The sequence below is a fragment of the Micromonospora fiedleri genome (genome assembly GCF_016774385.1).
Classification (GTDB): Bacteria; Actinomycetota; Actinomycetes; order Mycobacteriales; family Micromonosporaceae; genus Micromonospora; species Micromonospora gifhornensis.
Window position 1 is genome coordinate 336444 of record NZ_JAETXL010000001.1, and the last position, 23930, is coordinate 360373.

Sequence of the window (23930 nt, forward strand, 5' to 3'; positions counted from 1 at the left end):
CCAGCGGGGGACCACCGAGGCGGCCAGGCGGCTCAGAACAGCACGGTCGCCAGCGTGCCGACCGGGCGGAACCCGCACCGCTCGTAGACCCGCCGGGCGGGCAGATTGAAATCGTTGACGTACAGGCTCACCGTCGGGGCGACCCGGTTGAGCGCGTCGCGCACCACGGCCGCCATCGCCGCCGTCGCGATCCCACGCCCACGCCACTCAGGCGCCACCCAGACCCCCTGGACCTGCGCCGTGTGCCGGGTGACGACCGCGAGCTCCGCCTTGAAGACCACCTGACCATCGACAATCCGGGCGTACGCCCGACCCGAGCGGATCATCTCGGTGACCCGGCGGCGGTACCCGCGCCCGGCGTCCTCGGCCAGCGGCGAAACGCCGACCTCCTCGGTGTACATCGCCACGGCCGCCGGGAAGAGCAGGTCGAGCTCACTGCCACGAACCAGGCGTACGTGCGGGTCGGCGGGGACCCTGGGCAACGCCTCGGTGGCCAGCAACGGTTGATTGGGGCGTACGTCCCGGGCCGGCCCCCAGGTGTCGGAGAGCCGGTCCCACAGTTCCAGCACCGCGTCGGCCCGTCCCACGATCGACGAGCAGATCCGGTCCTCCCCGGCGAGCAGATCGGCGAAGGCGGCGGTCGCCTGCCGGGTCGCCAGCACCGGGGTCAGGTTGCCGCCCAGCCAGCAGACCGATTCGAGCTGCCGGCGGGAGCCGTACCCGAGCACCCGCCCCTCGGCCCGCCACCACGCCAGCCCACGCGCGGCGATCCGCTCCGCGACCTGCGCACCCGCGTACGGGTCGAGATCGAGCAGCCGCTCGACCGCGCGACGCTCTGACTCACCCAGTTGCCGCACCGGCGCCGTCAGCACGGTTACCAGCCTGCCAGATCCGCCCGAGTCGTGTTGGCGGACGGTAACCGCCACCGGCACCGTCCGCCGTTGAGGGCACCCGCCCCACTCAAGATCGTGCTCGATGTGGGATCGAAGATCGTGCTCGATGTGGGATCGAGTGGCCTCGTCACGACCACAAGCCACTCGATCCCACATCGAGCACGATCATGGGCGACTGTGGGCTGGGTCAGTGGACGGTGACGGTGGCGCCGGGGAGCAGGCCGCGCAGTTCCTCGGGCAGTTCGGCGCCCATCTCGTCGGCCAGTCGCAGCGCCTCTTCGATGAGGGTCTCCACGATCTGCCCCTCGGGCACGGTCTTGACGACCTGGCCCTTGACGAAGATCTGCCCCTTGCCGTTGCCGGAGGCGACACCCAGGTCGGCCTCGCGGGCCTCGCCGGGACCGTTGACGACACAGCCCATCACGGCCACCCGCAGCGGCACCGGCAGCCCTTCCAGGCCGGCGGTGACCTCCTCGGCGAGCTTGTAGACGTCCACCTGGGCGCGCCCGCAGGACGGGCAGGAGACGATCTCCAGGCCGCGCTCGCGCAGCCCGAGGGACTCCAGGATCTGGTTGCCGACCTTGATCTCCTCGACCGGCGGCGCGGACAGCGACACCCGGATGGTGTCGCCGATCCCCTCGGCCAGCAGCGCGCCGAAGGCGACCGCCGACTTGATGGTGCCCTGGAAGGCCGGGCCGGCCTCGGTCACGCCCAGGTGCAGCGGGTAGTCGCACTTCTCGGCGAGTTGGCGGTACGCCCGGATCATCACCACCGGGTCGTTGTGCTTGACCGAGATCTTGATGTCCCGGAAGCCGTGCTCCTCGAACAGCGAGCACTCCCACAGCGCCGACTCGACCAGGGCTTCGGCGGTGGCCTTGCCGTACTTGGCGAGCAGGCGCTTGTCCAGCGAACCGGCGTTGACGCCGATGCGGATCGGCGTACCGGCGGCGGAGGCCGCTGCCGCGATCTCCTTGACCTTGTCGTCGAACTGCCGGATGTTGCCGGGGTTGACCCGCACGGCCGCGCAGCCGGCGTCGATCGCCGCGAAGACGTACTTCGGCTGGAAGTGGATGTCGGCGATGACCGGGATCTGCGACTTGCGGGCGATCGCCGGCAGCGCCTCCACGTCGTCCTGGCTGGGCACCGCGACCCGGACGATCTGGCAGCCGGAGGCGGTCAGCTCGGCGATCTGCTGGAGAGTGGCGTTGACGTCGGCGGTCAGGGTGGTGGTCATCGACTGCACGGACACCGGCGCGCCACCACCGACCGGCACCGAACCGACCATGATCTGGCGGCTCGCCCGGCGGGGGGCCAGCGGCGGCGGCGGTACGGCAGGGATACCGAGGCTGACAGCGGTCACTTCAGGCACTCACCTTGGGAAGAGGGTGATCGGGTTGACGACGTCCGCAGTGATCGTGAGCAGGGTGAACACACCACCGATCAGGATCACCACGTACGTGAAGGGCATCAGTTTGAAGTAGTCGACGCGGCCCGGGTCGGGGCGGCGCAGCAGCGCGTACACCCAGGAGCGGGCCCGCTCGAACCAGGCGATGGCGATGTGGCCGCCGTCCAGCGGCAGCAGCGGCAGCAGGTTGAACACCCCGATGAAGAAGTTCAGCGAGATGAACAACATGATGAAGATTTCCCAGGCGTTGTTGGCGACCGCCTCGCCGCCGAGCACGCTGGCGCCGACCACGCTGATCGGGGTGTCGATGTCGCGTTCGCCGCCGGTGATGGCGGTCCACAGGGCGGGGATCTTCTCCGGCAGGCGTTGCAACGCCTGGGCGGTGGCCACCGCCATGTCGCCGATGAAGGTGCTGGTCGCGCCGACGGCCTCCACCGGGCCGTAGGAGACCAGGCCCGGGGTGCTCAGGACCAGACCGACGCCGAGCGCGGAGACTTCGGTGACCGGGCCGTCCGGGTTGTCGATCGGCGGACGCTTGGTGGTGGCCAGGGTGGTCTCGGTGGTGGCGGGCTGGCCGTCGCGCTCGTACCCGATGGTGGCGGTGCTGCCCGGGGTGGTGGCCCGCAGCGTGGTCAGCAGCTCGCCGTAGTTGTTGATCGGGGTGCCGTTGATCGAGGTGATCCGGTCGCCGTTGCGCAGCCCGGCCGCCCCGGCGGGGCTGGCGGCGTCGCCCGCGGCGCACTCCCGGTAGGTGGTGTCCGGCAGGACGCAGTCCTGGATGGCGATCACCGCGGGCTCGGCGCGGATCTGCTGCTCGTCACGCGGGAAGTCGGGGTTGGGCAGGCCGAAGGTCATCGCCGCCAACCAGGCCGCGAAGATCGCCAACCCGAAGTGGGTGATCGACCCGGCGGACATCACGATGGTCCGCTTCCACACCGGGTAGCGCCACATGGCCCGCTTCTCGTCGCCGGGCTCGACGTCGTCGTCCTGCGGCGTCATGCCGACGATCTTGCAGAAGCCACCGAGCGGGATGCCCTTGAGGCCGTACTCGGTCTCGCCCCGCTTGAAGGAGAAGATCGTCGGACCGAAGCCGACGAAGTAGCGGGTGACCTTCATGCCGAAGGCCTTGGCGGTGAGCATGTGGCCGGCCTCGTGCAGGCTGACCGAAACCAGGATGCCGAGGGCGAACAGCGCCACCCCGAACGCGAACGACATCAAGCTCCTTCCACCGCAGCAGCGATGATCTCCTGCGCGTGCGCGCGGGCCCACGACTCGGCTTCGAGTACGTCCTCGACGGTACCCGGTTCACCGAAATCGGGAGCCCCCTCCAGCACTCGCTGTAGCGTGTCGACGATGCCGAGGAAGGGCAGTCGCTCGGCGACGAACGCCGCGACGCACTCCTCGTTCGCCGCGTTGTAGATCGCCGGTCGGCAGCGCCCCGCCTCACCGGCCGCCTTGGCCAACGCCACCGCCGGGAACGCCTCGTCGTCCAGCGGCGCGAACTCCCAGGTGTGACTGGTCGTCCAGTCGACGGCGGCGGCGGCGTCCGGCACCCGGTCCGGCCAGCCGAGGCCGAGGGCGATCGGCAGCCGCATGTCCGGCGGGCTGGCCTGGGCGATCGTGGAACCGTCGACGAACTCCACCATCGAGTGGATCACCGAAGTCGGATGGATCATCACGGTGATGTCGGCGTACGGCACGTCGAACAGCTCGTGCGCCTCGATCACCTCCAGCGCCTTGTTGACCATGGTCGCCGAGTTGATCGTGACCACCGGTCCCATGTTCCAGGTCGGGTGCGCCAGCGCCTGCTCGGGCGTGACGGCTGTCAACTCGTCGCGCCGCTTACCCCGGAACGGCCCACCACTGGCGGTGACGATCAGTCGGCGCACCTCGGCCCGGGTGCCGGAGCGCAGGCACTGGGCGAGGGCGGTGTGCTCCGAATCCACCGGGACGATCTGCTCCGGCCGCGTCACCGCGGCCTTGACCAGCGAGCCGCCGGCAACGAGGGACTCCTTGTTGGCCAACGCGAGCGTACGACCGGCGCGCAGCGCCGCCAGCGTCGGCGCGAGCCCGAGCGACCCCACCACCCCGTTGAGTACGACGTCACACGGCCACTGCGCCAACTCGGTCATCGCGTCCGGCCCGGCCACGATCTTCGGCAGCTTGAACTCGCCACTGGCCCAGCCCCGCCGACTGGCCTCGGAGTAGAAGGCCAACTGAAGGTCCTGGGCGGCGGAAGCCTTGGCCACCCCGACCGCCTCGACGCCGAGTTCGAGGGCCTGGGCGGCGAGCAGCCCTACATTGCCGCCACCGGCACCCAGCGCCACCACCCGGAACCGGTCCGGGTTGCGCCGCACGATGTCGATGGCCTGCGTACCGATCGACCCGGTAGAACCCAACAGCACAAGATCACGGGGGGACGTCACGCCGCCATTGTTCCGTACGCCCGCCGGGCGAGAAGGAAGGGCACCTTATTAACGCCTCCGGTAGAGGAAGGGCGCCTTCTTAACACGAAGCAGCTACCGTCAGCTCTCCCCGAGCGGGGCATCTTCGTCCTCCAACGGAGCTTCCTCGCCGAGCAGGTCACCCGGATCGACCGAGAACTCGAACGGCTCCCGCATCACGAAGGTGCTTCCGGCCGCAGCGGCGGCCACCGGTCGGTACTCGCCGTCGGTCAGCTCGAACAGTGCGACGGTGGGGACTCGGTTACGCAGGTCGACCCGGAGGAAGAAGGGTACGCCGGCCGCACCGTACTCGCGCGGACGATCGATGATGTCCTTACGCCGGTTGCCGGGCGACACGACCTCGCCAAGCAGCACGGCATGCCTGATGTCCATGGTCGTGCGGCCCCCTCCGGGAACGCGCAGCACGACGAGGTCGGGGATGAACAGATCCTGCCCGGAGACGACGTTCGCCTCCGCGTAGAGCCACAGCTTGGCCTTCCGGGCAGCCTGCTTCAACAGGTACGCGAGGTCAAGCTCGGCATCCTGGTGGTCATATCCGGCGTGGGGTGTCACGATCACGCTTCCGCTCAGGACCTCAACCTTGGGGCCGTTGGCCTCCGGCAACAGGTCGAGGGCGAGCTGAGCGGTCCACGGCTCGTCGTGCCACCGCAGCACGTCGAACGACGGCCCGGTGGGCCGGTCGTCGGCACCAGCGTCCGGCGTGGGCTCGGGCGCGTACGCGGCCTGGGCCATCCGGGCTCACCCCCTCAGCGTGACATTCTGCTCAGTTCAGCCTAACCAGCGCAGCCCGCAGCGCACCCCGTCGCATAACCTGTCCGCCCCCGGTGCAAAGAACGTCCACGTCGCCGCCCGCCTCACCCGCACCGCCCGCCGGACCCGACTTGCCATCACCGCCGACTGGCCCTGGACCAACACTCTGACCAACGCATTCAACCGCCTCGCCGCACTACCACGACCCACCGGCTGACCCAGCAACCCCACACCCCGACCAGCAGCACGGAGGACCCCGGCCCAGCGCCGGGCCATCAACATGCCAACGAAATGGTCAGCGAACCCCGAACCGGCTTCATCGAGCAAAAGCTATGAACGGCAACCCAAATGAAAGACCGAGGCTAGTGCGATGCCCCACTCAACAACGGCGACCGATGCCACCGCACGAACACGACGGCCAGTGCCAGGCCCTCAATGAGCGATAGCAACCGACTATGAGATATTAGACGGCAAGAATGGCAACGTTGTGGGGCATAACTACTCACCTGCGCAACCGCTCTTCCAACCCGCCGCCGCCACTTTCCAGGCGAGCCAATGCAGCAACTGCCGCTCAACCTTGCGCGACGCAACCGGAAGCCGCGTAAAAACATCGAGGGCAATATCAAGACGCGCCAAAGAGATCCGCTTTCCTCGCCCCACCTCCACCGATAGACCGTCAGCAAAGGCCAGAACACGGCACTTCCAAATCCGGACAGGCCGGTCTTCATATCCATACGGTAGAAGCAGATACAGTGCCTCCTCGTTCAACTTCAGGCCATTAGCATCCCATCCCAGCTGATCACCTTCGGCAGCATCGATCAACCAAGATAGCTCGCGCTTGGAGACCACCCGCACCGCCGCCGGGACCACCAACCCCGAGTGCGTTCGCACGGAATCCTCACGACCGCTCCGTAACCACCTGAGCCAGCTCAACTAATCCACCACATTAATCACACGGACCATAGTGTCTTCGTTGAATTTCTTATTGTTCGGATTGGCCAACCTGTTTAAAGTCTCACGCATCCGATGATTCCCCTCTTCAACAACGCCGTTGTAGATCCGAATCGTCGCAACCTTTGTGTTTGGGTCGTTTATAGCCTCCAACAGCACATCGTCATGCATGTCACGCACGTCGTTCGCTTTATGTGCCGGGGTGCCATAGTCAGGAGTTTTCACGTGTCGCAGGTCACCGAGGCGCACCGGCTTCGCCTCGCTGCGGAACCTCGCATCCATCGCGTCTTCGGGCGAAGGCTTGCCACTAAACAATTTCCCGAAGAAGCCCGGCGGACAGTTGTGCACCAGCAGCGAGGTATGCCTAGCGACTACATAGTACGTGTGGGTGTTGGCGACGGTGAGGTTGTGGACGGTGGCGCGCGGAACGCTCCACCGGTCGATGGCGGTGATCTGGACGTACGTGCCGACGCTGGTTTGCAGCCACTGCCCGGCCTGAAGGTCGGTGGCGTCGATCCACTCGCCCAGCTTTGGCACCCAGAACGGGTGACCGTCGGTCGCGGTGACCTCGGAGACTTTGGTGCCCTGGTCGCCGTCGGTGTCGATGGTGACCTTCACCAGCTGCTTGGCACCGTCACCGGTAATCGTCGCGGTGACCGTGTCCACGTCGGTACGGCCGGTCGCCGGGTCGGTGACGACAACCTCGTCACCAGGCTTCACGTCCTCGATCGGCTTGGTTGAGCCGTCCGCCATGAGGATCTTGGTGCCCGGCACGAAGCTGTTGGAGATCGGACACGACTCACCGCCAGCCGAACCGGCGTTGTTGCCGCTGGTGCCACCGTTGCTGCGCTTCGAGGCACCCGACGTGCCGCCTGGCTTCGAGTCGCCCTTGCCGCCGCCCCCACCGCCCCTGCCGGTGGACGCCGCCGAAGACGCCTTGGGGTTGGACCTGGCCTGGGCTTCCTTCTGGACCGGATTACCCGTCTTCTTCGACTCGTTCACGGCGCGGTTGCTCGTTGTGTTGACCTTGGCAGCGGCTCTCTTGTCCGCCGCCTGAGCGGCCTTCTTCGCCCGCTCGATCGCCAGCTTCTTGGCGTTCAACGCCGCAGTTTGGGCCGCCCGCGCTGCCGACAAAACCGCCTCGGCAGCCCGCTTCGCCGACCGCCACGCCATGATCGCACCGATTGTTCGGTTGATCGCTCCAATCACCTTCGGCGTCTTGAGAACCTTCCCCGGTGGAATCGCGTTCAGAATCAGCTTGCCGCAACCCCACAGGTCACCGCCGAAGCAGCTCATCGCATCGTTGATCCCGATAAACTCCTTCAACACATCCCACGCCGCAGAAAGAATCACCGACGTCAACGAGCGGCCACTGTCGGCCTGCGCCTGGGCGACCATTGCCGTCGACAGACCCGCACCCGCCAACGCCGCCGCCATCTCCGACGGCGTCAACGACACCGACAAACCCGACGGATCCGAATGCGTCACCGGATTGTTGTGGGCGTACGTGAAACCGTTGTTCTGCACCGGGTCGGTCAGGTCCAGCACCGGGTCCACGGACAGGAACCGACCCACCTCCGGGTCGTACAGCCGGGCGCCCAACGGCACGAAACCCGAAGCGTCGTCGCGGACCGCGCCGAGGAAGCCCATATTGGTCCGCAGGTAGCCGCTGACCGCACCCGTACGCACGTTGCCGAACGGGTCCTGCTTACGGATCCGGGCCTCCATCACACCGGAGAGGTTCACCTCGGCATACGGGCTGCCCTGATGGTCACCGGCCACCACGGTCAACGGCTGCTGGGAGGTGCCGGCCACGTGCCGCAGCACCGCACCGCCCGGCGTCGAGTAGGTGCGCTGTGCGTCGATCGGCGACCCGCCCGGGTGCACCGTCAGCTGCGCCTCACCGAGATTCAGCGTGGCCTGCCGGCCCTGCACTGTCAGCAGCCGGGTGCCACCGGGGCCGTAGATGTGCCGGGTCTCGTCCTGCGGGTTCCACTGCTGCGCCGCCGACCCGCTGGCACAGGTCACCAGCACGATCGGCGTGTTGTCCGCCGAGGCGCCGTCCTGCGCGGCCAGGCACAGGCCGGACGCGGCGTGTTTCAACTGCGCCGTGGACGGCAGCCGCTCGAACTGCTGCCCGGCGGTGTCGTCACACGCCTGCAACCGCAGCACCGAGCCCGCCGTCGTGCCGGCCGGCTGGGCACACCACTTGTCGTCGTAGACGGAGAGGGTGCCGAGGTTGCCGTTGTTCTGGTCAGGGGTTGGGGTGAAGGCCCACTTCTGCCAGGCACCCCCGTTGCACGAATAGAGCTGGATCGGCTGGTTGGGCTGGGCCAGGCGCTGGCTGAGGTCCATGCACTTGGCGGCCAGACCCATGTACGCGGTGCGGCCCTTGCTGCCCGAGCCGGTGATCCGCTCGACCTGACCGTCGTACGTCCAGGAAAGCTCCTGCTGGTCGCCGTTGCGGGTGGAGGTGACCGACTTCGTCTCGCCGGTCAGCTCGTACAGCCGCTTCGCTTCGGAGACGATGGCCGCGCCCTGCGGTGTGGTGTAGGACTTTTTGACGGCGTTGAGAGTGCGCGGCTGCGCGCCACCGCCCTCCACGCCGTGGCCGTACTCGTAGGTCGTCGCGATCGGGCCCGTGGAGGTCCGGCCGGTCAGGTCCCGCTCGACCAGCTTGGTGCGGTTGCCGAGCAGGTCGTACTCGTACTCCTGCCAGTAGCCGGTGCCGTCGACACCCGCCGCCGCGTTCGGCGCGGCCGCGGTCCCCGGACCGGCGCTGCACGACGCCTGGTCCTGGGACGTCCAGGCGTTGAGCAGCTGCCCACGCGGGTCGTAGGCGAAGCACTGCCGCTCCGCGATAGGGGTGGCGTATTCACGGATCGCAGTGACGTTGCCGGCGGCGTCGTACCAGTAGCCGCGGTTCGAGACGAGATGGTTGCCCTTGACCTCGCGGAAGATCTGCTGTCGGGTGAGGGCACCGCTGGCGTCGTCGTACGAGGCCATGGTCCACACCCGGTACGGGTGCGCGCCGAGCGTGGACCGCAGCACCTGCCCGTACGGCGAGTAGATCGTCTCCGAGCCGTACCAGTCCTTGCCGGACACCGAGAGCGGCAAGCCGTCGGCGGTGTAGCGGACCAGCAGTCCTGTCGCCGGACTACACATCATTCCGAGCCTTCGGCTGAGCCTCGACAAGCGGAGGGCCTGAGCACTTCACTGCTCGGGCCCTCGGCGACTTCGCCGTCGCCGATCAACCTGGCTGCGTGCGGCGGAGGGCTTCGCCGGAGAGGAAGTCGGCTCGGCGGATGACGTCCGGGAGGCGGTAGCGCGGGCTCAGGTCGAGGGTCAGCGTGGTCGCCTGGTCCAGGGTGGTGCGGTGGCCCACCGACACGAACACCGGCTTGACGCCGGTCTGCGTACGCAGCACCCGGCCCAGCACCTCGCCGTCGGCCCGCAGCGGCGACCAGTCGCCCCGGCTTCCGCCCGGCTCGTCGTACCCGGCGACGAAGGGGGTCTTCGCCACCCCGAAGGTCGGCAGCCCGGTGACCACGCCCAGGTGACAGGCCAGCCCGAAGCGTCGGGGGTGGGCGATGCCGTACCCGTCGCACACCACGAGGTCCGGAGCGGCCGCGAGCCGGTCGAGCGCCGTCAGCAGGAGCGGCACCTCGCGAAACGCCAGCAGCCCGGGGACGTACGGAAACGTCACCTCGCCGGGCACGACGGCCGACTCCACCTCGACGCCGGTGGCCAGGTCGAACACCACCGCGGCGGCCGTGACACGCGGCGACGATTTGTCGTACGAGACGTCGACGCCGGCCACGAGTCGTGGCGTGGTGGTCAGGTGTTCGGGCAGGTCGAGACGCTGCCGCAACTGTTCCTGGATGCGCTCGGCCTCCGACACCGGGCCAGAAGCCATCGACGCAGGAGCCGCGACCGGCTCACCGGGGTCGGGTGGTCGGGTCACGTCGGGCGGGCCAGGACGAAGGTTTCCAGTTCCTCGCCGCCGTACCAGTCGCTGCGGCGACCGACGGGTGTCATGCCGAGCCGACGGGCCACCGCCATCGACGCGGTGTTGCCCGGGGCGACCACCGCGTGGATCAGCGGTGTACCGGTGGCGAACTCCCGGTCCATACAGGCGCGTGCGGCTTCGGTGGCGTATCCGTTGCCCCAGGCTTGCGGGTGCAGGTGCCAGCCCACCTCGATGTCATCGGTGAGCACCTGCTCGTCACGCCCCGGCAACGGCTTGATCATCACCGTGCCGACCACCACGCCGGTCTCGCGCACCTCGACCGCCCAGAGGCCGTACCGCTCGCCGTACGCCGCGTGTCGCCGGTGCCACCTCGCCAGCACCTCGACCGCCTGGGCCGGGTCCGTCAACGGGAACCGCGATGCGGCGCCGAGCCACTGTGCGATCTCCGGCCGGGAGTAGATCTCGAACAGCCGGGCCAGGTCCGCCGGCCGATCGGTCCAGTCCCGCACGAGGAGCCGCTCGGTGGTCACGATCGTCATGAACCATGATCATAATTGTCGCCGACCTGGCCGCAACACCATTCGGAACACGACGGGCGATCCAGGCGGACCTCAGCACCCGGTCAGCTGTCGAGCATGAAATGCCCCGGCCGATGCATCGCGCACCGGCCGGGGCAACGATCACCCGAGCTGGTCAGTTCACCACCACAGGGCGGCGGCGACCTGCGGGTACAGGCCCTCGGGGTGAGCCCGGAACAGCGGCTCGGTGCCGAACAGGGTCACGTTCGCCCCCTTCGCCACGCCACTGACCACGACCGCGTGACCGGCGGCGGCCTCCTGGCCACCCCAGTGCCCGGCGAGGAAGAAGCCCTCGGCGGCCAGGCGCTGGTCGACGCGGACGCCGTCACCGACGCGGGTGAAGTACTGCGGTGCGTCGACGAACGCGGTCGGCAGCGCGTTACCGGTGATCGGCGAAGCCGGGTCGTTGACCACCTTGACGATGCCGTTGGCGTCACTGCGTCCCGCCGCGATGGTCACGTCGAGCAGACCGGCGCGGTCGTTGAACTGCTTGCCGCTGGACCCACGCCCGACGATGGTGCCGCCGTCGGCCAGCCACTGGTTGAAGGCGGCGGCCTGGGTGGCGTTGAGGCTCAACGGGTTGAACGCCGTCGTCGAGACGAAGAACGCGTCGAAGTCGGCGAAGGACAGGGTGCCGTTGTTGAACGCGGTATGCGTCACCGAGATCGGCTGGAAGCCCATCTGCTGGAGGGCGAAGATCTCACCACCGTTGGCGGCGACACCGAGGCGGGTCTTCGACACCGGGGTGGTGTTGCGGACCTGCGGCGGGGTCATCCGGATGAACTCCACCCCGTACGCCTCGGCGACCTGGCGGACGACGGTCAGGTCACCGGGCACCACGAAGGTGCCGTCGGCGGTCCGGGACAGCCGTACCCCGTCGTTGAGCAGCTTGTTGACGGCCTGGATGCCGGCCACGGAGTCGACGACCAGCCCGTAGTGGGACTGCTTGCCCGGCGGCACGGAACCGGTGGCGTGGGCCTCGGTCACCGGGCGCAGCGCCTTGTCGTCCAGCTTGACGTTGCCGTTCACCTGCTGCACGGTGGCGCCCCACAGGTGGCCGTGGCTCCAGGCCGAGATGTCGTACATCGCGTTGAAGTCGTTGGTCACGTCCCGCCCGACCCCGAGCAGGGTGCTGGCCAGGCCCCGCTTGGCCTGACGCATGTCGACGACGTAGGTGCCGGCCTCGTAGTGGGTGCCGCCCAGCTTGAAGGGCCGCCAGGCGCGCTGCACCTCAAGGTCGTTGTCGAGCATGAACTGCACCAGCCGGGCCGCCGCGGTGGCGCTGCGCTGGTCCTTACCGGCCGGGATGACGTACGCGCGGGCGAAGTCCTGCAGGTGCGTCTTGACGTTGTCGCCGCGGGCCAGCGAGATGGCCAGCGGGTCGTCGATCGGCCGGGTCGACTCACCGTCGACGCCACGGCGGAACCACTCCAGCTGGTTGGCCAGCAGCGCCTCGCGGTTCTGGGTGGCGTACTCGAAGTTGCCCCGGATGGTGGCGGCGGCGACGGCGGTGTTGATCCGGGTGCGCTCGTGGCGCTCGGCGACGGTCAGGTTGCCGCGCGGGTTGAGCGGCACCTCGATGGTGTGGCCGATGGCGCCGTGGTACATCGCGTACATCGGGGTGAAGATCGGCGGCCAGTCGTCCCAGCCCTGGGTCCGGTCCCGGAACGGGATGTCGTTACGCCGGGTGCCGTCGGAGTTGGTGCAGCTGGCGCGGGTCTCGCCGGTGGCGAGCACGGCCCGCTCCATGGACAGGGCGTTGCGCAGCGCGTGCTTGATGTACAGGTCGTACTCGTAGTTGTCCCCGTGCGGGCCGGTGGTCGGCTCGATAAGCGTGCAGTTGACGTATCCGTGAATGTCCAACATGGTCAGCGGGCTGTAGCGGACCAGCTGGGCCCGCACCGCGCGGACCTCCGGCTGCGAGGCCGTGATGTAGTCACGGTTCATGTCGAAGCCGTTGGCGTTGGCCCGGGTCGCGGCGACCCGGCCGTCCGGGTTGTTGGTGACCACGAAGGCGAAGACGTGCTTGTTGAGCATGTCCACGATGGCCGGGTCGGTGGAGAAGGCCAGGTCCTGAAGGATCTGAAGGCTGGCGTCGGTGCCTTCCCACTCGTTGCCGTGGATGTTGTTGTTGACGAACAGCGGGGTGCGCCAGTTGGCGTACGCGCCGGCGGCCAGCTTGGCCTGGGCCGCGTGCGGGTCGTTGATCCGCAGGTCCGACAGCTGCTGCCAGGTCTTCCACTGGGCGTCGCTCATCGGTGCGGTGGCCACCACCAGGTGTAGGTCCCGGCCGAGCACGGACTGGCCGATCACCTCCACGCTGATCCGGTTGCTGCGCTGCAGGTTACGCAGGGCCGCCGGGATGTCGTGGTACGGGATGAGGTTGAGCGGGATCGACGCGTCGGTCAGCTCCACCGGCACGTCGGCGATGACATCGTTGCGGGGTTTGCCCGGCAGTTTGGCCGTCGCGGCCGGCTGGCTGGACTGCCGTCCGGGGGCGTCGGCGGAGCGTCCACGCTGGCCGGGGCCGACGCCGAAGGGCAGCTCGGTGTCGGACTGGCCGCGCGGCGAGGCGGCGGCCGGGCCGCGCTCCGCCGGGTCGGGGGGTGCCGCCACGGCGGCGGACGCCGGTCCGAACAGGAGCGCCGCAGCGATCAGGGCTATCAGTGGTCGTCGTACAGCCACTCGGATACCTCGCTTCGAGGAGTGGGGCGCAAGGTGGGCGACTCTTGATCGCCAGCGCCGTTGAATGGCTGTTCTACCAGCGAAGACACCGCAAGTCGATAGCGGAAGCGGCGGAAGCGCTCCCGCTGACCTATGCGTCGGTCAGGACGAACGTCTCCACTTCGGTGCCGCCGTACCAGTCGGTGCGTCGGCCCAGACCGGACATGCCGAGCCGCCGACAGACCGCCATCGACCGCTCGTTGCCCGGCATCACCACCGCGTACACCTGACGGTTGCCGGCGGCGAACTCGCGGGCCAGCACCGCCCGGGCCGCCTCGGTGGCGTAGCCGTGGCCCCAGGAGTCGGGGTGCAGATGCCAGCCCACCTCGATGTCGTCGGTCGGGGTGTGGCCGTCGGCGCCGGGCAACGGCTTGAGCAGTACGCTGCCGGCCACCGTCCGGGTGTCGCGGACCTCGATCGCCCAGAGGCCGTACCGCCCGTCGTACGGGGCGTACCGCTGCCGCCAGGTGGCGAGCCGCTCGGCGGCCTGGTCGGGTTCGAGCAGCCGTCCCGCTCCCCCGCCGAGCCAACGCATCACGTCCTCGCGGGAGTAGATGTCGAAGATCCGGGCGAGGTCGTCCGGCGAGTCGGTCCACTCTCGCAGCACGAGACGGTCGGTGCTGGCTACGGTCATGGCTGGCGATCCTAACGTCGCCGCGAACCCCTCGACGTGACCGTGCGGGCAAGCCGCCCGCCACCCCTGCCGGCGCAGCCCAGGCGTGAGCGGAGTCGGTACGGGGAACAGGGGCGTGATGGGCGAGGCATGGCGGCGGACGAAGCGGATCACCCGGGCCGCCTTCCGGCCGGTACGCGGACGGGATCTGTCGCTGCACGCCGCCGCGATCACGTTTTACGGTGCGATCGCCGTGGTGCCGGTGGCTCTGCTGGCGATCTGGCTGACCACGCTGGTGGCGGGCGCCGACCGGGTGCGGCGGCTCACCTCGTACGCCGTGGAGGCGCTGCCCGACGCGATCGGCGCGCCACACGCGGTGGCCGCCCTGGTCGAGGCCGGGGTGGGTCTGACGCCGTGGCTCGCGCTGGCCGCCGTGCTGCCCGCGTCGCTGTACGGCGAAGGGCTGCGCCGGGCGTTCGTCTCGGTGGCCGCGCCCCGCTCCAACGAGCATCTGATCGGCTGGCGGGGTCGGCTGTTGCTGCTGCCGCTGCTCGCGCCGGCACCGGCGCTGCTGCTGGCCATCCTGCTGGCGCTGCCGACCACCACCGGCCTGGTCCGCCGGGGCGGCTGGGCCGGCGCGCTCGGTGTGGTGCTCTCCTTCCTGGCGGTGTGGCTGGTGCTCACCCCGGTGCTGCTGTGGGTGTTCCGGGTGGTCGGTCGCGCATCGCCGGACTGGTTGTCGGCCCTGCTGGTGGGTTCGTTCACCGCGGCGAACCTCTCCGGTTTCCTGCACGGCTTCGTGCTGTTCGCCTCGCTCCCGCTGGACCTGGGTGTCCCCTTCGGCGGCCTCGACGAGGTAGGCGCCGCCGTCGCCATCCTCCTCTGGCTCTACGTCTTCCACGTCATCGTCCTGGCCGGCTACTCCGCCACCCTCGCCCTGTCCGGATGGCGTGACCGCAGGCGGCGCACCGCACCGGTCACCTCCTAGCCGAACGCGACGGCATCTCGCACTGCCGTCCGCCCGCCTGGATGCGCCGCGATCCCGACCGGTCGATACTGACCCGCACGGAGCGACAAGGTCATTCCGTGCCAGGAACCTACACCTTTCAACTATCAGGAGGAGTAACCAGATGACGGACACGTCTGCACCCACCACGGCGGCCCGCAGGCCGCTCGGCTCGACCGTACGACTGCTGTCCATCCTGGTGATCATCGCCGGGCTGGTCATGCTGGCTGCCGGAGCCACCACGTGGTTCGTCGTGCAGAGCCAGCTCGCCGACGAACGCATCACCGTCTCCGACGACGCCGACAGCTTCGCCGGCAAGCCGATCAAGGGGCCGTTCACCGCGTACGCGGAGGCGGAAGTCATCGAGAAGCACGCGCTGGAGGCCAGCGGCGGCAAGACCTATGCCGAACTCGACCGGGAGGACCCCAACCGGCAGGTGGTGATGACAGGTTCGTTCCTGCGCTCGTCCCTGTTCACCTCGGTGGTCTCCTTCGGCGTCGCCGCCCTGGCGATGGGGCTCGGGGTGGTGCTCGCGCTGATCGGCTACGCCCTGTTGGCTGTCTCCCGTCAACTCGACGCCGTCACGCCGGCGCCGTCGAACGCCTCCTGAGCCACCGGCGGCCGGCCACGAGCCCTTCGGGCGTCGGTGGCCGGCCCATCCGGGTGCGGACGAATCGAGCAGGCCGCGGGTTAGGGTGCGGGGATGACGGGTGAGCTGCCGGGCAGGGCCGACGTGGTGGTGGTGGGGGCGGGGCACAACGGGTTGGTCTCCGCGATCCTGTTGGCGCGGGCGGGGTTGGACGTGCTGGTGGTGGAGAGCGCCGAGGTGATCGGTGGGGCCACCCGTACCGAGAACCCCTTTCCCGAGGTGCCGGCGCTGCGGCACTCCACCGGGTCGTACCTGCTCGGGTTGATGCCGCCGGAACTGCTCGCCGCGCTCGACGTGCGGATCCCGGTGCTGCGGCGCGATCCGCACTACTTCCTGCCCACCCCGGGTGGGGTCGGGTCGCCGTACCTGCTGTTCGGCACCGACACCGCGGCCACCCGCGCGCAGTTGGCCGAGTTCTTCTCCCCCGCCGACGTGGCCGCCGACGACGCGCTGCAGGCCGAACTGGCCGCGATGCGGGCCGATCTCGCGCCGGCCTGGCTGGCCGAGCCGCTCACCGTCGAGGAGACGGCACAGCGCTACCTTCGACCCGCGCTCCAACAGGTCTTCGTCGACCTGGTGCGTGGTTCGGTCGCCGACTACCTGGCCCGCTTCGAGTTCCGCTCCGAACTGCTGGTCAGCATGTACGCGGTCACCGACGGCCTGTCCGGGCTCAACGCCGGGCCGGACGACCCCGGCACCGGCCACAACTTCCTGGTGCACAACATGTGCCGGCTGCCCGGTGCCGGCGGCACCTGGATGATCGTCGAGGGCGGCATGGGCACCGTCTCGGGCACCTTCGCCGACGCGGCCCGCGCCGCCGGCGCCCGGATCGTCACCGGCACCCCGGTCAGCGCGATCACCCTGGACTCCGGTGCCGTCAGCGGGGTGGTGCTCGCCGACGGCCGTGAGATCGCCGCCGAGGTGGTGCTCGGCGCCTGCGACCCGTACCGGCTGATGGAGCTGGTGCCTGACGGGGCGCTGCCGACCGCGCTCACCGAACGGATGGCGGCGGTCCGGCGCACCGGCACCACCCTCAAGCTCAACCTGGCCCTGCGCGGCCTGCCCCGGTTCTCCTGCCTGCCACCGGAGGCCCCGAGCCCGTTCGGTTCCACTATCCACCTGCTGCCCGGCTCGGCGTCACTGACCGCAGGAGGCGGCGAGTCCCCGATGGCGGCGCTGCGGGCGATGTGGGCCGATGTGCAGGCCGGACGGCTGCCGGCGGAGCCCACCATCGAGTGGTACCTGCACACCACCGTCGACCCGTCGCTGGCCGACCCGGCCGGGCACCACTCGTCGGCGTTGTTCGTCCAGTCGGTGCCGTACGAGTTGGCCGGCACCACCTGGGAGGCGGCGCTGCCCGGCTACGTCGACCGGCTGGTGGCCATCTGCGAGCGGTACGCCCCCGGCACCGGTGACCTGATCGCCGACGCGGTGCCGCTGCCCCCGCCCGGTATCGAGGCCCACTTCGGCATCACCGGCGGGCACATCCACCACGTCGACAACACCGTCTCGTTCGCCGACCGGATGCCGTACGCCACCGGGGTCGACGGGCTGTACGCGGGCAGCGCCGGCTGCCACCCGGCGGGCAGCGTGATCGGCGCCGCCGGACACAACGCCGCCCAACGCATCCTCGCCGACCTCGGCCGCTGAGCGCGCACGGTACGAAGTGTAAGGAAGGGCACCTTATTAACGTCTCGCGTAGTGAAGGGGCCCCTTCTTAACACCTCAGGCAGGCGGCCTAACTCGTCGGTTGGGCGACCTCGGTCTCCTCGCCGACCCGGTGTGCGCGGACCTTGTGCCCGACGCTGGTCAGGCAGCGGCCGCTGGGCAGGTCGAAGCGCCAGCCATGCAGCTGGCAGGTCAGCTGGTCGCCGTCGACGATGCCGAAGCGGCTCAGGTCCGCCTTCAGGTGCGGGCAGCGGCGCTGCACCACCCAGTCGCCGAGAGTGATGTCCTCGGCGTCGACGGCCCGCTCGTGCTCGTCGTACCAGCCCTCGGCGTACTGGAGGCGCTCGGTGGACAGGCACTTGAAGAAGGCGTACACGAATTCGTTGTACTGGCCGATGCGGGCGGCGGAGAACCGGCAGGACAGGAAGAGGGAGTTGACCCAGTCCACCTCGCCGATGTGCAGCAGGTGCTCGACGAGCGCCCGCTCGGTACGGAACCGGTAGCGCACCTTCTCGTCGGCGTACGGCCGCACCTGCTTGCCCGGGAAGTCCACCACGATGGACTCGATGCTCTCGCCGTCGTAGCCGACCAGGTCGAAGCGGACCGGGCCGCCCACCCCCTTGGCCAGGTAGATCGACTCGTCGAGCAGCGGCTCGATGCGCTGCTTCAGCTCCTTGAGCACGTCGATCTCGGGGTGCCGCCAGGACGCCTTCTCCGCCTCGATGATCGGGCGCTTGCGCTCGCGCATCTCCTCCAGGTGGGCCACCTTGTTGGCGAAGAACTCCTCCACCGGCACCGGGTGGGTCGTGCTCGCCCCGGAGGCGGTGATCTCGGAGACGCTGCCGGGCAGCAGCACGATGCCGTTGGTGCCGCCGACCTTGGCGTACTCGCTCAGGAAGACCGACTGGTCGGGGAAGATGTTCCCCTCATCGCCGAAGATGTCGTTGAACTGCCACAACTCGTCGTCGAGGAAGCACGGCGGCCCGGCGATCGGGAAGACGTGGTCGGCCTTCAGGTCGTCGATGTAGCGCCAGGTGCGGTCGAACTGCCGGTCCCGCTTCTGCTTGCCGAACGCGGTCTTCGCCGACTGCGGCAGCTCGTAGACCATCGGGTACCAGATCGCCCCGGAGAACTGGAGCATGTGCGCGTGCACGTGGCCCAGCTCGGCGAAGGTACTCAGGTCGGTGGGGCGGGCGTCGTTCTGGTTGAGCAGCCGCACCCCGTCGTACTCCACCCACAGCGACGAGTCACCGATCGGGCCGTCGGTGGGGCTGGTCAACGCCTGGATCATGATCTTCAGGCCGCCGTCGAGCTCCACGACCTCCTCGTTGCGGGTCTTCAGGAACTTCGTGAAGCCCAGCGCACGGAACTCGTCCTCCATCTCGGAGGTGGGGAACTCGGGCAGCAGCACGGTGGCCTTCTTCGACACGTACCGCTTCAGGTGCGCCGCGTCGAAGTGGTCCCGGTGCAGGTGGGAGACGTACAGGTAGTCGACGTCGCCGAGGGTCTCCCAGTCGAGCAGGGAGTTGTCGGGGAACGGGAACCAGGAGGCGAAGTAGGCCGGGTTGACCCACGGGTCGCACAGGATGCTGCCCGCGCCCGTGTCGATCCGCATGCTCGCGTGCCCGGTACCGGTCACTCGCACCGCAGTTCCCCCTCAAGAAGACAAATCAAGGCGTACGCCGAAACGCTACCGGAGGTAGCGTGCTCGCCGTCCCTCGACACCGGTAGTCCCCTCCGGCCCGGGGATGACGGGCCCTTCGGCCCGGGCGCTCGCCTTCGGACCGGCCCGTTCGGCGCGTCACGCCGGTCAGTCCCGGGTGATCTTTTCTCGATCGGCCGGACCCTGCGCCAGGGCCGTCAGCGGGCGTGCCAGACTAACCGGAGATCCGATCGCGAGGGAAGGACCGACCAGTGGCAGGAAGCGAGCCGGTAACGTCGCCAGACCAGCACAAGCCTGGGCACCGCAAGTCCGGGCGGATCGGCGCGATCCTCACCGCACTCGCGCTGCTGGCGATGCTCTGCGGCAACCACGAGGGCAGGGTCGAGGACCTGTGGCTGGTCGGTCTGGCCGCGCTCCTGCTGCTCATCGTGGTCGGCGACGTCGTACTGCGCCGCAACGGTCTGCGTTCCTGACCCCGCAGCGGTCCTGACGCCGCGCCCCCCGAGGCTTGGACACCCCCGGCAGCCGCGACCGGCGCGGGGGTGCTGACGCGGGGCCGCACGGCATGACCACCGGGGCCATTCACGTCTGGCAGACACGAGTAGGGCCCGCCTCCGACAGCGGAGGGCGGGCCCGATTCGTCGTCGCCGGTCAGCGGCCGAAGAGGATGTCCTGCACGTTCTTCAACGCGGCGTCGACCTCCGCCTCGAAGTAGCCGCCCTGCACCAGGCCGAAGCGCAGCGTGTCCAGGTCCTTCGGGTTCACCGGCATCGGGTTACGCCCGGCCATCCCGCCGAGCAGGCTGTCGAAGAACCGGTCGACCTGGTCGGGGTCGTACCCGCTGCCGAACCGACGCACCTGGAAACTGCGCCGGATCTGGTCCACCCGGTAGAGGTCGCTGCCGGGCGGGCCGGCCATCGGCGGGCCACCCATCGAGGGTCCGGCCATCGGCGGCGGACCCGCCATCGACGGACCACCGAGTGCCTGCTGCGGCACCGCGGGCGGTCCTGCCGGGCCACGACGCGGGTCACGATCCGGCATGCGGATCTCCGCAGTCATGTCGGTACGGGCGCGTCGACCCGCCTCGAAGCCGTCGAAACGCGGCTCGTCCGGTGGACCGTACCCACCAGGACCATCGGGGGGACCGTAACCGCCCGGGCCGTCCGGCGGACCGTAGCCACCCGGACCGTCCGGCGGACCGTAACCGCCAGGACCGTCCGGCGGGCCATAGCCACCGGGGCCGTCCGGAGGGCCGTAGCCGCCCGGCCCGGCGGGCAGGCCACGCGGCGGGGCGCCATGACCCATCGGGCCGCCCGGGGGGCCCATCGGTGCGCCCGGCCCCATCGGGCCGCCAGGGCCGCGGGGTGCGTCGTACCCGCCGCGAGGTGCGTCGTAGCCGCCGGCGAAGGCGCCGGTGGGCTCGTCGTAGCGGCCGTACGGGCCGGCCTGCGCCGGCATCGGCCGGGGCGGCATCGGCGGCTGCGGCGCCGCCGACATGCCCCGGTCCTCGCGCATGGGCGGACCCATCCGCTCCGCCGGGCCCATCCGGGTCTCGCCACCGGCGCGGGTCTGACCCCGCTCCTCCAACTCGGCCAGCTGCCGCTCGACCCGGTCGAGATGCAGGTCGACCTGCCACTCGTCGTAGCCGTTGAAGCGAACCCGGAAGACGACGTCGTGGACCTCCTGCGAGGCCACCGGGGCACCCACCGGCTGGCCGGCGAGGGTCGCCTCGACCCGGTCCAGGAAGGCGTCCACCTCGTCAACCTTGTATCCCCGGCGGAGCGCCTTACGCCGGAAACGCTGACCCTGACTCGCCACTATGTCTCCTGGTCTCGTTCGCCACGCCCGGTCATGCCGACAGGTTTCCAGCCGGGTCGGTGCCCATGTCCTCCGCGGCGGCCAGCTGCCCACATGCCCCGTCGATCTCGCGACCTCGGGTGTCCCGTACGGTGGTGGACACCCCGGCGTCGCGCAACCGCCGGACGAACTCCCGCTCCACCGGCTTCGGGCTGGCGTCCCATCGGCTGCCCGGAGTCGGATTGAGTGGAATCAAGTTCACGTGGGCCAGCTTGCCGGCCAGCAGCCGCCCGAGCAGATCGGCTCGCCACGGCTGGTCGTTCACGTCCTTGATCATCGCGTACTCGATCGACACACGACGCCCCGTGCGAGCCGCGTACGCCCAGGCGGCGTCCAGCACCTCGGACACCTTCCAGCGCTGGTTGACCGGCACAAGTTCGTCGCGCAGCTCATCATCGGGGGCATGCAGCGACAACGCAAGAGTCACCGAGAGGTCTTCGCTGGCCAGTCGGTGGATGGCCGGCACCAGGCCGACCGTGGAAACGGTGATGTGCCGCTGCGACAGCCCGAGGCCCTCGGGCGCCGGCGCGACCAGCCGACGGATCGCGGCCACCACCCGGTTGTAGTTCGCCAGCGGCTCACCCATGCCCATGAAGACCACGTGCGACAACCGCGCCGGTGACCCCACCACCGCGCCGGAGGCGGCCACACCCGCCAGGTAGACCGCCTGGTCGACGATCTCGGCGGTGGAGAGGTTCCGGGTCAGACCGGCCTGGCCGGTGGCGCAGAACGGGCAGGCCATGCCGCAGCCGGCCTGGCTGGAGATGCAGACGGTCACCCGATCGGGGTAGCCCATCAGCACGCTCTCCACCAGCGCCCCGTCGTGCAGCCGCCAGAGCGCCTTGCGGGTCGCCCCGTCGTCGCAGGCCAGCTCGCGGACCGGGTTGAGCAGCCGGGGCAGCAGCTGGTCGGCCAGCCGTGCCCGGGAGGCCGCCGGCAGGTCGGTCATCTGCGCCGGGTCGCGCACCAGCCGGCCGAAGTAGTGGGTGGAGATCTGCCGGGCCCGGAACGCCGGTTCACCCAGACCGGTGACCAGGGCTTTCCGGCCGGCCAGGTCAAGGTCGGCGAGATGTTGCGGTGGCATCGACGCCCGGCGCGCGCCAGGCGCGTCCGGGTCGACCGGGATCAGTGGCAGGCTCGTCATGGCCCGTCCAGTCTGGCACGCCCGGCGTGGACCGCATCCCTCCGGAGGGTGCGGATCGGGTCCGGCCACGTCCGCGACCAGGCTGCGTGGCCGTGATCCATGCCTCAGTTCACCGCCGGCACGAGGACCACGAGCAGCAGGTACGCCGTCGGCACGGCGAACAGGACCGAGTCGAGGCGATCCATCAGGCCACCGTGCCCGGGCAGCAGGTTGCTCATGTCCTTCACACCGAGATCCCGCTTGATCATGGATTCGGCGAGGTCACCGAGGACGGCGGCACACGACACCGCCACCCCGAACACGGCACCCCACCACGGGGCCACGTCGAACAGCAGCCAGAGCAGCAGGGCGCTGCCCAGCGCCGCCGCACCGACCGACCCGGCGAAACCCTCCCAGGATTTCTTCGGGCTGATCGTCGGGGCCATCGGATGCTTGCCGAAGTTGGCGCCGGCGGCGTACCCCCCGGTGTCGGAGAGCACCACGGCGACAAGCGTCACCAGCACCCGCAGCGCCCCGTCGTCGGGCGACGACGCGAGCAGGGCGGCGAAGCCACCGAGGAAGGGTACGTACACCGCGATCAACGTGGCCGCGGTCATGTCCCGCCGGAAGTTGGCCATGCCGTCGCCGAGCCGCCAGACGAGCGTGCCCGCGATCGTGACCAGCAACCCCAGCAGCAGCGCGTCCAGGCCGCCGAACCAGCCGATGGTGACCGTCAGCACCCCACCGACGATCAGGGGAACCAGTGGCACCACGGCCCGGGCCCGGCGTACCGCGCGGGACATCTCCCAGATGCCCACCCCGAATGCGGCGGCGAGCACCAGCAGGAAGGACGGCGTGTAGAGGAAGAGCGGGAGCAGGACCACAGCCCCCAGGCCGAGCCCGACCGAGATGGCCGCCGGCAGGTTCCGGCCGGCGCGGCTCGGCGCAGCGGGTTTGCCGGGGCTCCCCGCCGGCCGGTCGAGCTGCGACGAGGGCTGCTCACCGGGGCTCGATGCGGGTTGCCCGTTGGTGGGCCGCCCGGCGCGACGACGGCCGCGGTGACGGCGTCCGGGCGGCGGATCGTCGGGTTCCGGTTCGTCGCCGGACACCGGGGCGAACTGGGCCGTCGGGGCGTCGTCGTGGTCGAGGCCGACACCGGCGGGTATCCGCTCGATTTGCCCGGTCGGGGCGTCGTCGTGGTCGAGCAGATCGGCAGCGCCACGCACCGGCTCGATGCGGGCGGTGGGGGTGGCGTACCGCTCGGCGTGCGGATCAGCGGCCCAGGGGCCGGGATCGAGGTTCGGGTCGGGCCAGGGCAGGTGGGCGGGCTGGTCCGGCCGATCCCAGCCACGGGCCTCGGCGCCGCCGTAGGGGTCGAGGTGGGACATCACGCACCAGAGGGGAGCGGGACGGAATCCACCACTTGCCGTACAACCACTACCATCCCCTACCCGCGCGAGGCGCTCCGTTGAGATTTTGCCGGCCGGTCGGTTGACCGATCCCCACCCTTCACCGCCGGGCCACCGGGAATCGTGCCGAGCCTACTGCACCTGCCCGCCCCACAGGCCGCACCAGTACCCACCCACACCCTCGACCCCGCCGTGTTGCTCCTGAA

General features: G+C 69.7%; 18 protein-coding genes and 1 pseudogene. 4 read left to right on the forward strand and 15 right to left on the reverse strand.

Annotation, left to right across the window (positions count from 1 at the left end; genetic code table 11):
- Positions 1-32: 32 nt before the first annotated feature.
- The 11 genes and pseudogenes from JMF97_RS01555 to JMF97_RS01605 form a co-directional block, all read right to left on the reverse strand.
- On the reverse strand, positions 33-872 hold the full coding sequence (locus JMF97_RS01555; protein WP_013732135.1) for a GNAT family N-acetyltransferase: 840 nt from the start codon (positions 870-872) through the stop codon (positions 33-35).
- Positions 873-1080: 208 nt separating this feature from the next.
- A complete protein-coding gene (gene ispG / locus JMF97_RS01560) occupies positions 1081-2253 on the reverse strand; it encodes a flavodoxin-dependent (E)-4-hydroxy-3-methylbut-2-enyl-diphosphate synthase (protein ID WP_203219882.1) in 1173 nt (390 codons plus the stop codon).
- 9 nt (positions 2254-2262) lie between these two features.
- A complete protein-coding gene (locus tag JMF97_RS01565) occupies positions 2263-3513 on the reverse strand; it encodes a M50 family metallopeptidase (RefSeq protein ID WP_203219883.1) in 1251 nt (416 codons plus the stop codon).
- Entirely contained in the window at positions 3513-4724 is a 1212-nt protein-coding gene (gene dxr / locus JMF97_RS01570; RefSeq protein ID WP_203219884.1) for a 1-deoxy-D-xylulose-5-phosphate reductoisomerase, read from the reverse strand. Before dxr ends, JMF97_RS01565 begins: the two co-directional genes overlap by 1 nt.
- Before the next feature lie 99 nt (positions 4725-4823).
- Positions 4824-5495 carry a Uma2 family endonuclease gene (locus JMF97_RS01575; protein ID WP_203219885.1) on the reverse strand — a complete coding sequence of 224 codons (672 nt, stop codon included), beginning with the start codon at positions 5493-5495 and terminating at the stop codon, positions 4824-4826.
- A 516-nt stretch (positions 5496-6011) separates the two neighbouring features.
- Complete coding sequence (locus tag JMF97_RS01580) at positions 6012-6404, reverse strand: hypothetical protein (RefSeq protein ID WP_203219886.1); 393 nt, start codon at positions 6402-6404, stop codon at positions 6012-6014.
- Positions 6405-6800: 396 nt separating this feature from the next.
- Positions 6801-9620, reverse strand: a pseudogene (locus JMF97_RS01585) (ricin-type beta-trefoil lectin domain protein); the annotation flags it as partial.
- 94 nt (positions 9621-9714) lie between these two features.
- Positions 9715-10380 (reverse strand): endonuclease V, encoded by a 666-nt coding sequence (locus tag JMF97_RS01590; RefSeq protein WP_203219888.1) that lies wholly within the window; start codon positions 10378-10380, stop codon positions 9715-9717.
- 44 nt (positions 10381-10424) lie between these two features.
- Entirely contained in the window at positions 10425-10973 is a 549-nt protein-coding gene (locus JMF97_RS01595) for a GNAT family N-acetyltransferase (protein ID WP_203219889.1), read from the reverse strand.
- Positions 10974-11132: 159 nt separating this feature from the next.
- Positions 11133-13697, reverse strand: coding sequence for a M14 family metallopeptidase (locus JMF97_RS01600; protein WP_203219890.1), 2565 nt, complete (start codon positions 13695-13697; stop codon positions 11133-11135).
- Between the two features lie 130 nt (positions 13698-13827).
- Positions 13828-14370 (reverse strand): GNAT family N-acetyltransferase, encoded by a 543-nt coding sequence (locus JMF97_RS01605; RefSeq protein ID WP_203219891.1) that lies wholly within the window; start codon positions 14368-14370, stop codon positions 13828-13830.
- 118 nt (positions 14371-14488) lie between these two features.
- Here JMF97_RS01605 and JMF97_RS01610 point away from each other — a divergent pair, with 118 nt between their 5' ends.
- The 3 genes from JMF97_RS01610 (at position 14489) to JMF97_RS01620 (ending at position 17654) form a co-directional block, all read left to right on the forward strand.
- Positions 14489-15337, forward strand: coding sequence for a YhjD/YihY/BrkB family envelope integrity protein (locus JMF97_RS01610; protein ID WP_203220283.1), 849 nt, complete (start codon positions 14489-14491; stop codon positions 15335-15337).
- Between the two features lie 142 nt (positions 15338-15479).
- Positions 15480-15965 carry an aromatic ring-opening dioxygenase LigA gene (locus tag JMF97_RS01615; protein WP_203219892.1) on the forward strand — a complete coding sequence of 162 codons (486 nt, stop codon included), beginning with the start codon at positions 15480-15482 and terminating at the stop codon, positions 15963-15965.
- Between the two features lie 93 nt (positions 15966-16058).
- Positions 16059-17654, forward strand: coding sequence for a phytoene desaturase family protein (locus JMF97_RS01620; protein WP_203219893.1), 1596 nt, complete (start codon positions 16059-16061; stop codon positions 17652-17654).
- Between the two features lie 88 nt (positions 17655-17742).
- Here the strand turns inward: JMF97_RS01620 and JMF97_RS01625 are convergent, their stop codons facing one another.
- Complete coding sequence (locus JMF97_RS01625; protein WP_203219894.1) at positions 17743-19317, reverse strand: Rieske 2Fe-2S domain-containing protein; 1575 nt, start codon at positions 19315-19317, stop codon at positions 17743-17745.
- A gap of 269 nt (positions 19318-19586) precedes the next feature.
- On the opposite strand from JMF97_RS01625, the gene JMF97_RS01630 reads away from it, so the two are divergent.
- A complete protein-coding gene (locus JMF97_RS01630; protein ID WP_102658999.1) occupies positions 19587-19808 on the forward strand; it encodes a DUF2631 domain-containing protein in 222 nt (73 codons plus the stop codon).
- Between the two features lie 178 nt (positions 19809-19986).
- Here the strand turns inward: JMF97_RS01630 and JMF97_RS01635 are convergent, their stop codons facing one another.
- The 3 genes from JMF97_RS01635 to JMF97_RS01645 form a co-directional block, all read right to left on the reverse strand.
- Positions 19987-21153: a DivIVA domain-containing protein gene (locus JMF97_RS01635; RefSeq protein WP_203219895.1), complete on the reverse strand. Its 1167-nt coding sequence runs from the start codon at positions 21151-21153 to the stop codon at positions 19987-19989.
- A 31-nt stretch (positions 21154-21184) separates the two neighbouring features.
- Positions 21185-22336 carry a dual-specificity RNA methyltransferase RlmN gene (rlmN, locus tag JMF97_RS01640; protein WP_203219896.1) on the reverse strand — a complete coding sequence of 384 codons (1152 nt, stop codon included), beginning with the start codon at positions 22334-22336 and terminating at the stop codon, positions 21185-21187.
- A 104-nt stretch (positions 22337-22440) separates the two neighbouring features.
- Positions 22441-23703, reverse strand: coding sequence for a phosphatidate cytidylyltransferase (locus tag JMF97_RS01645; RefSeq protein ID WP_203220284.1), 1263 nt, complete (start codon positions 23701-23703; stop codon positions 22441-22443).
- Positions 23704-23930: the final 227 nt, after the last annotated feature.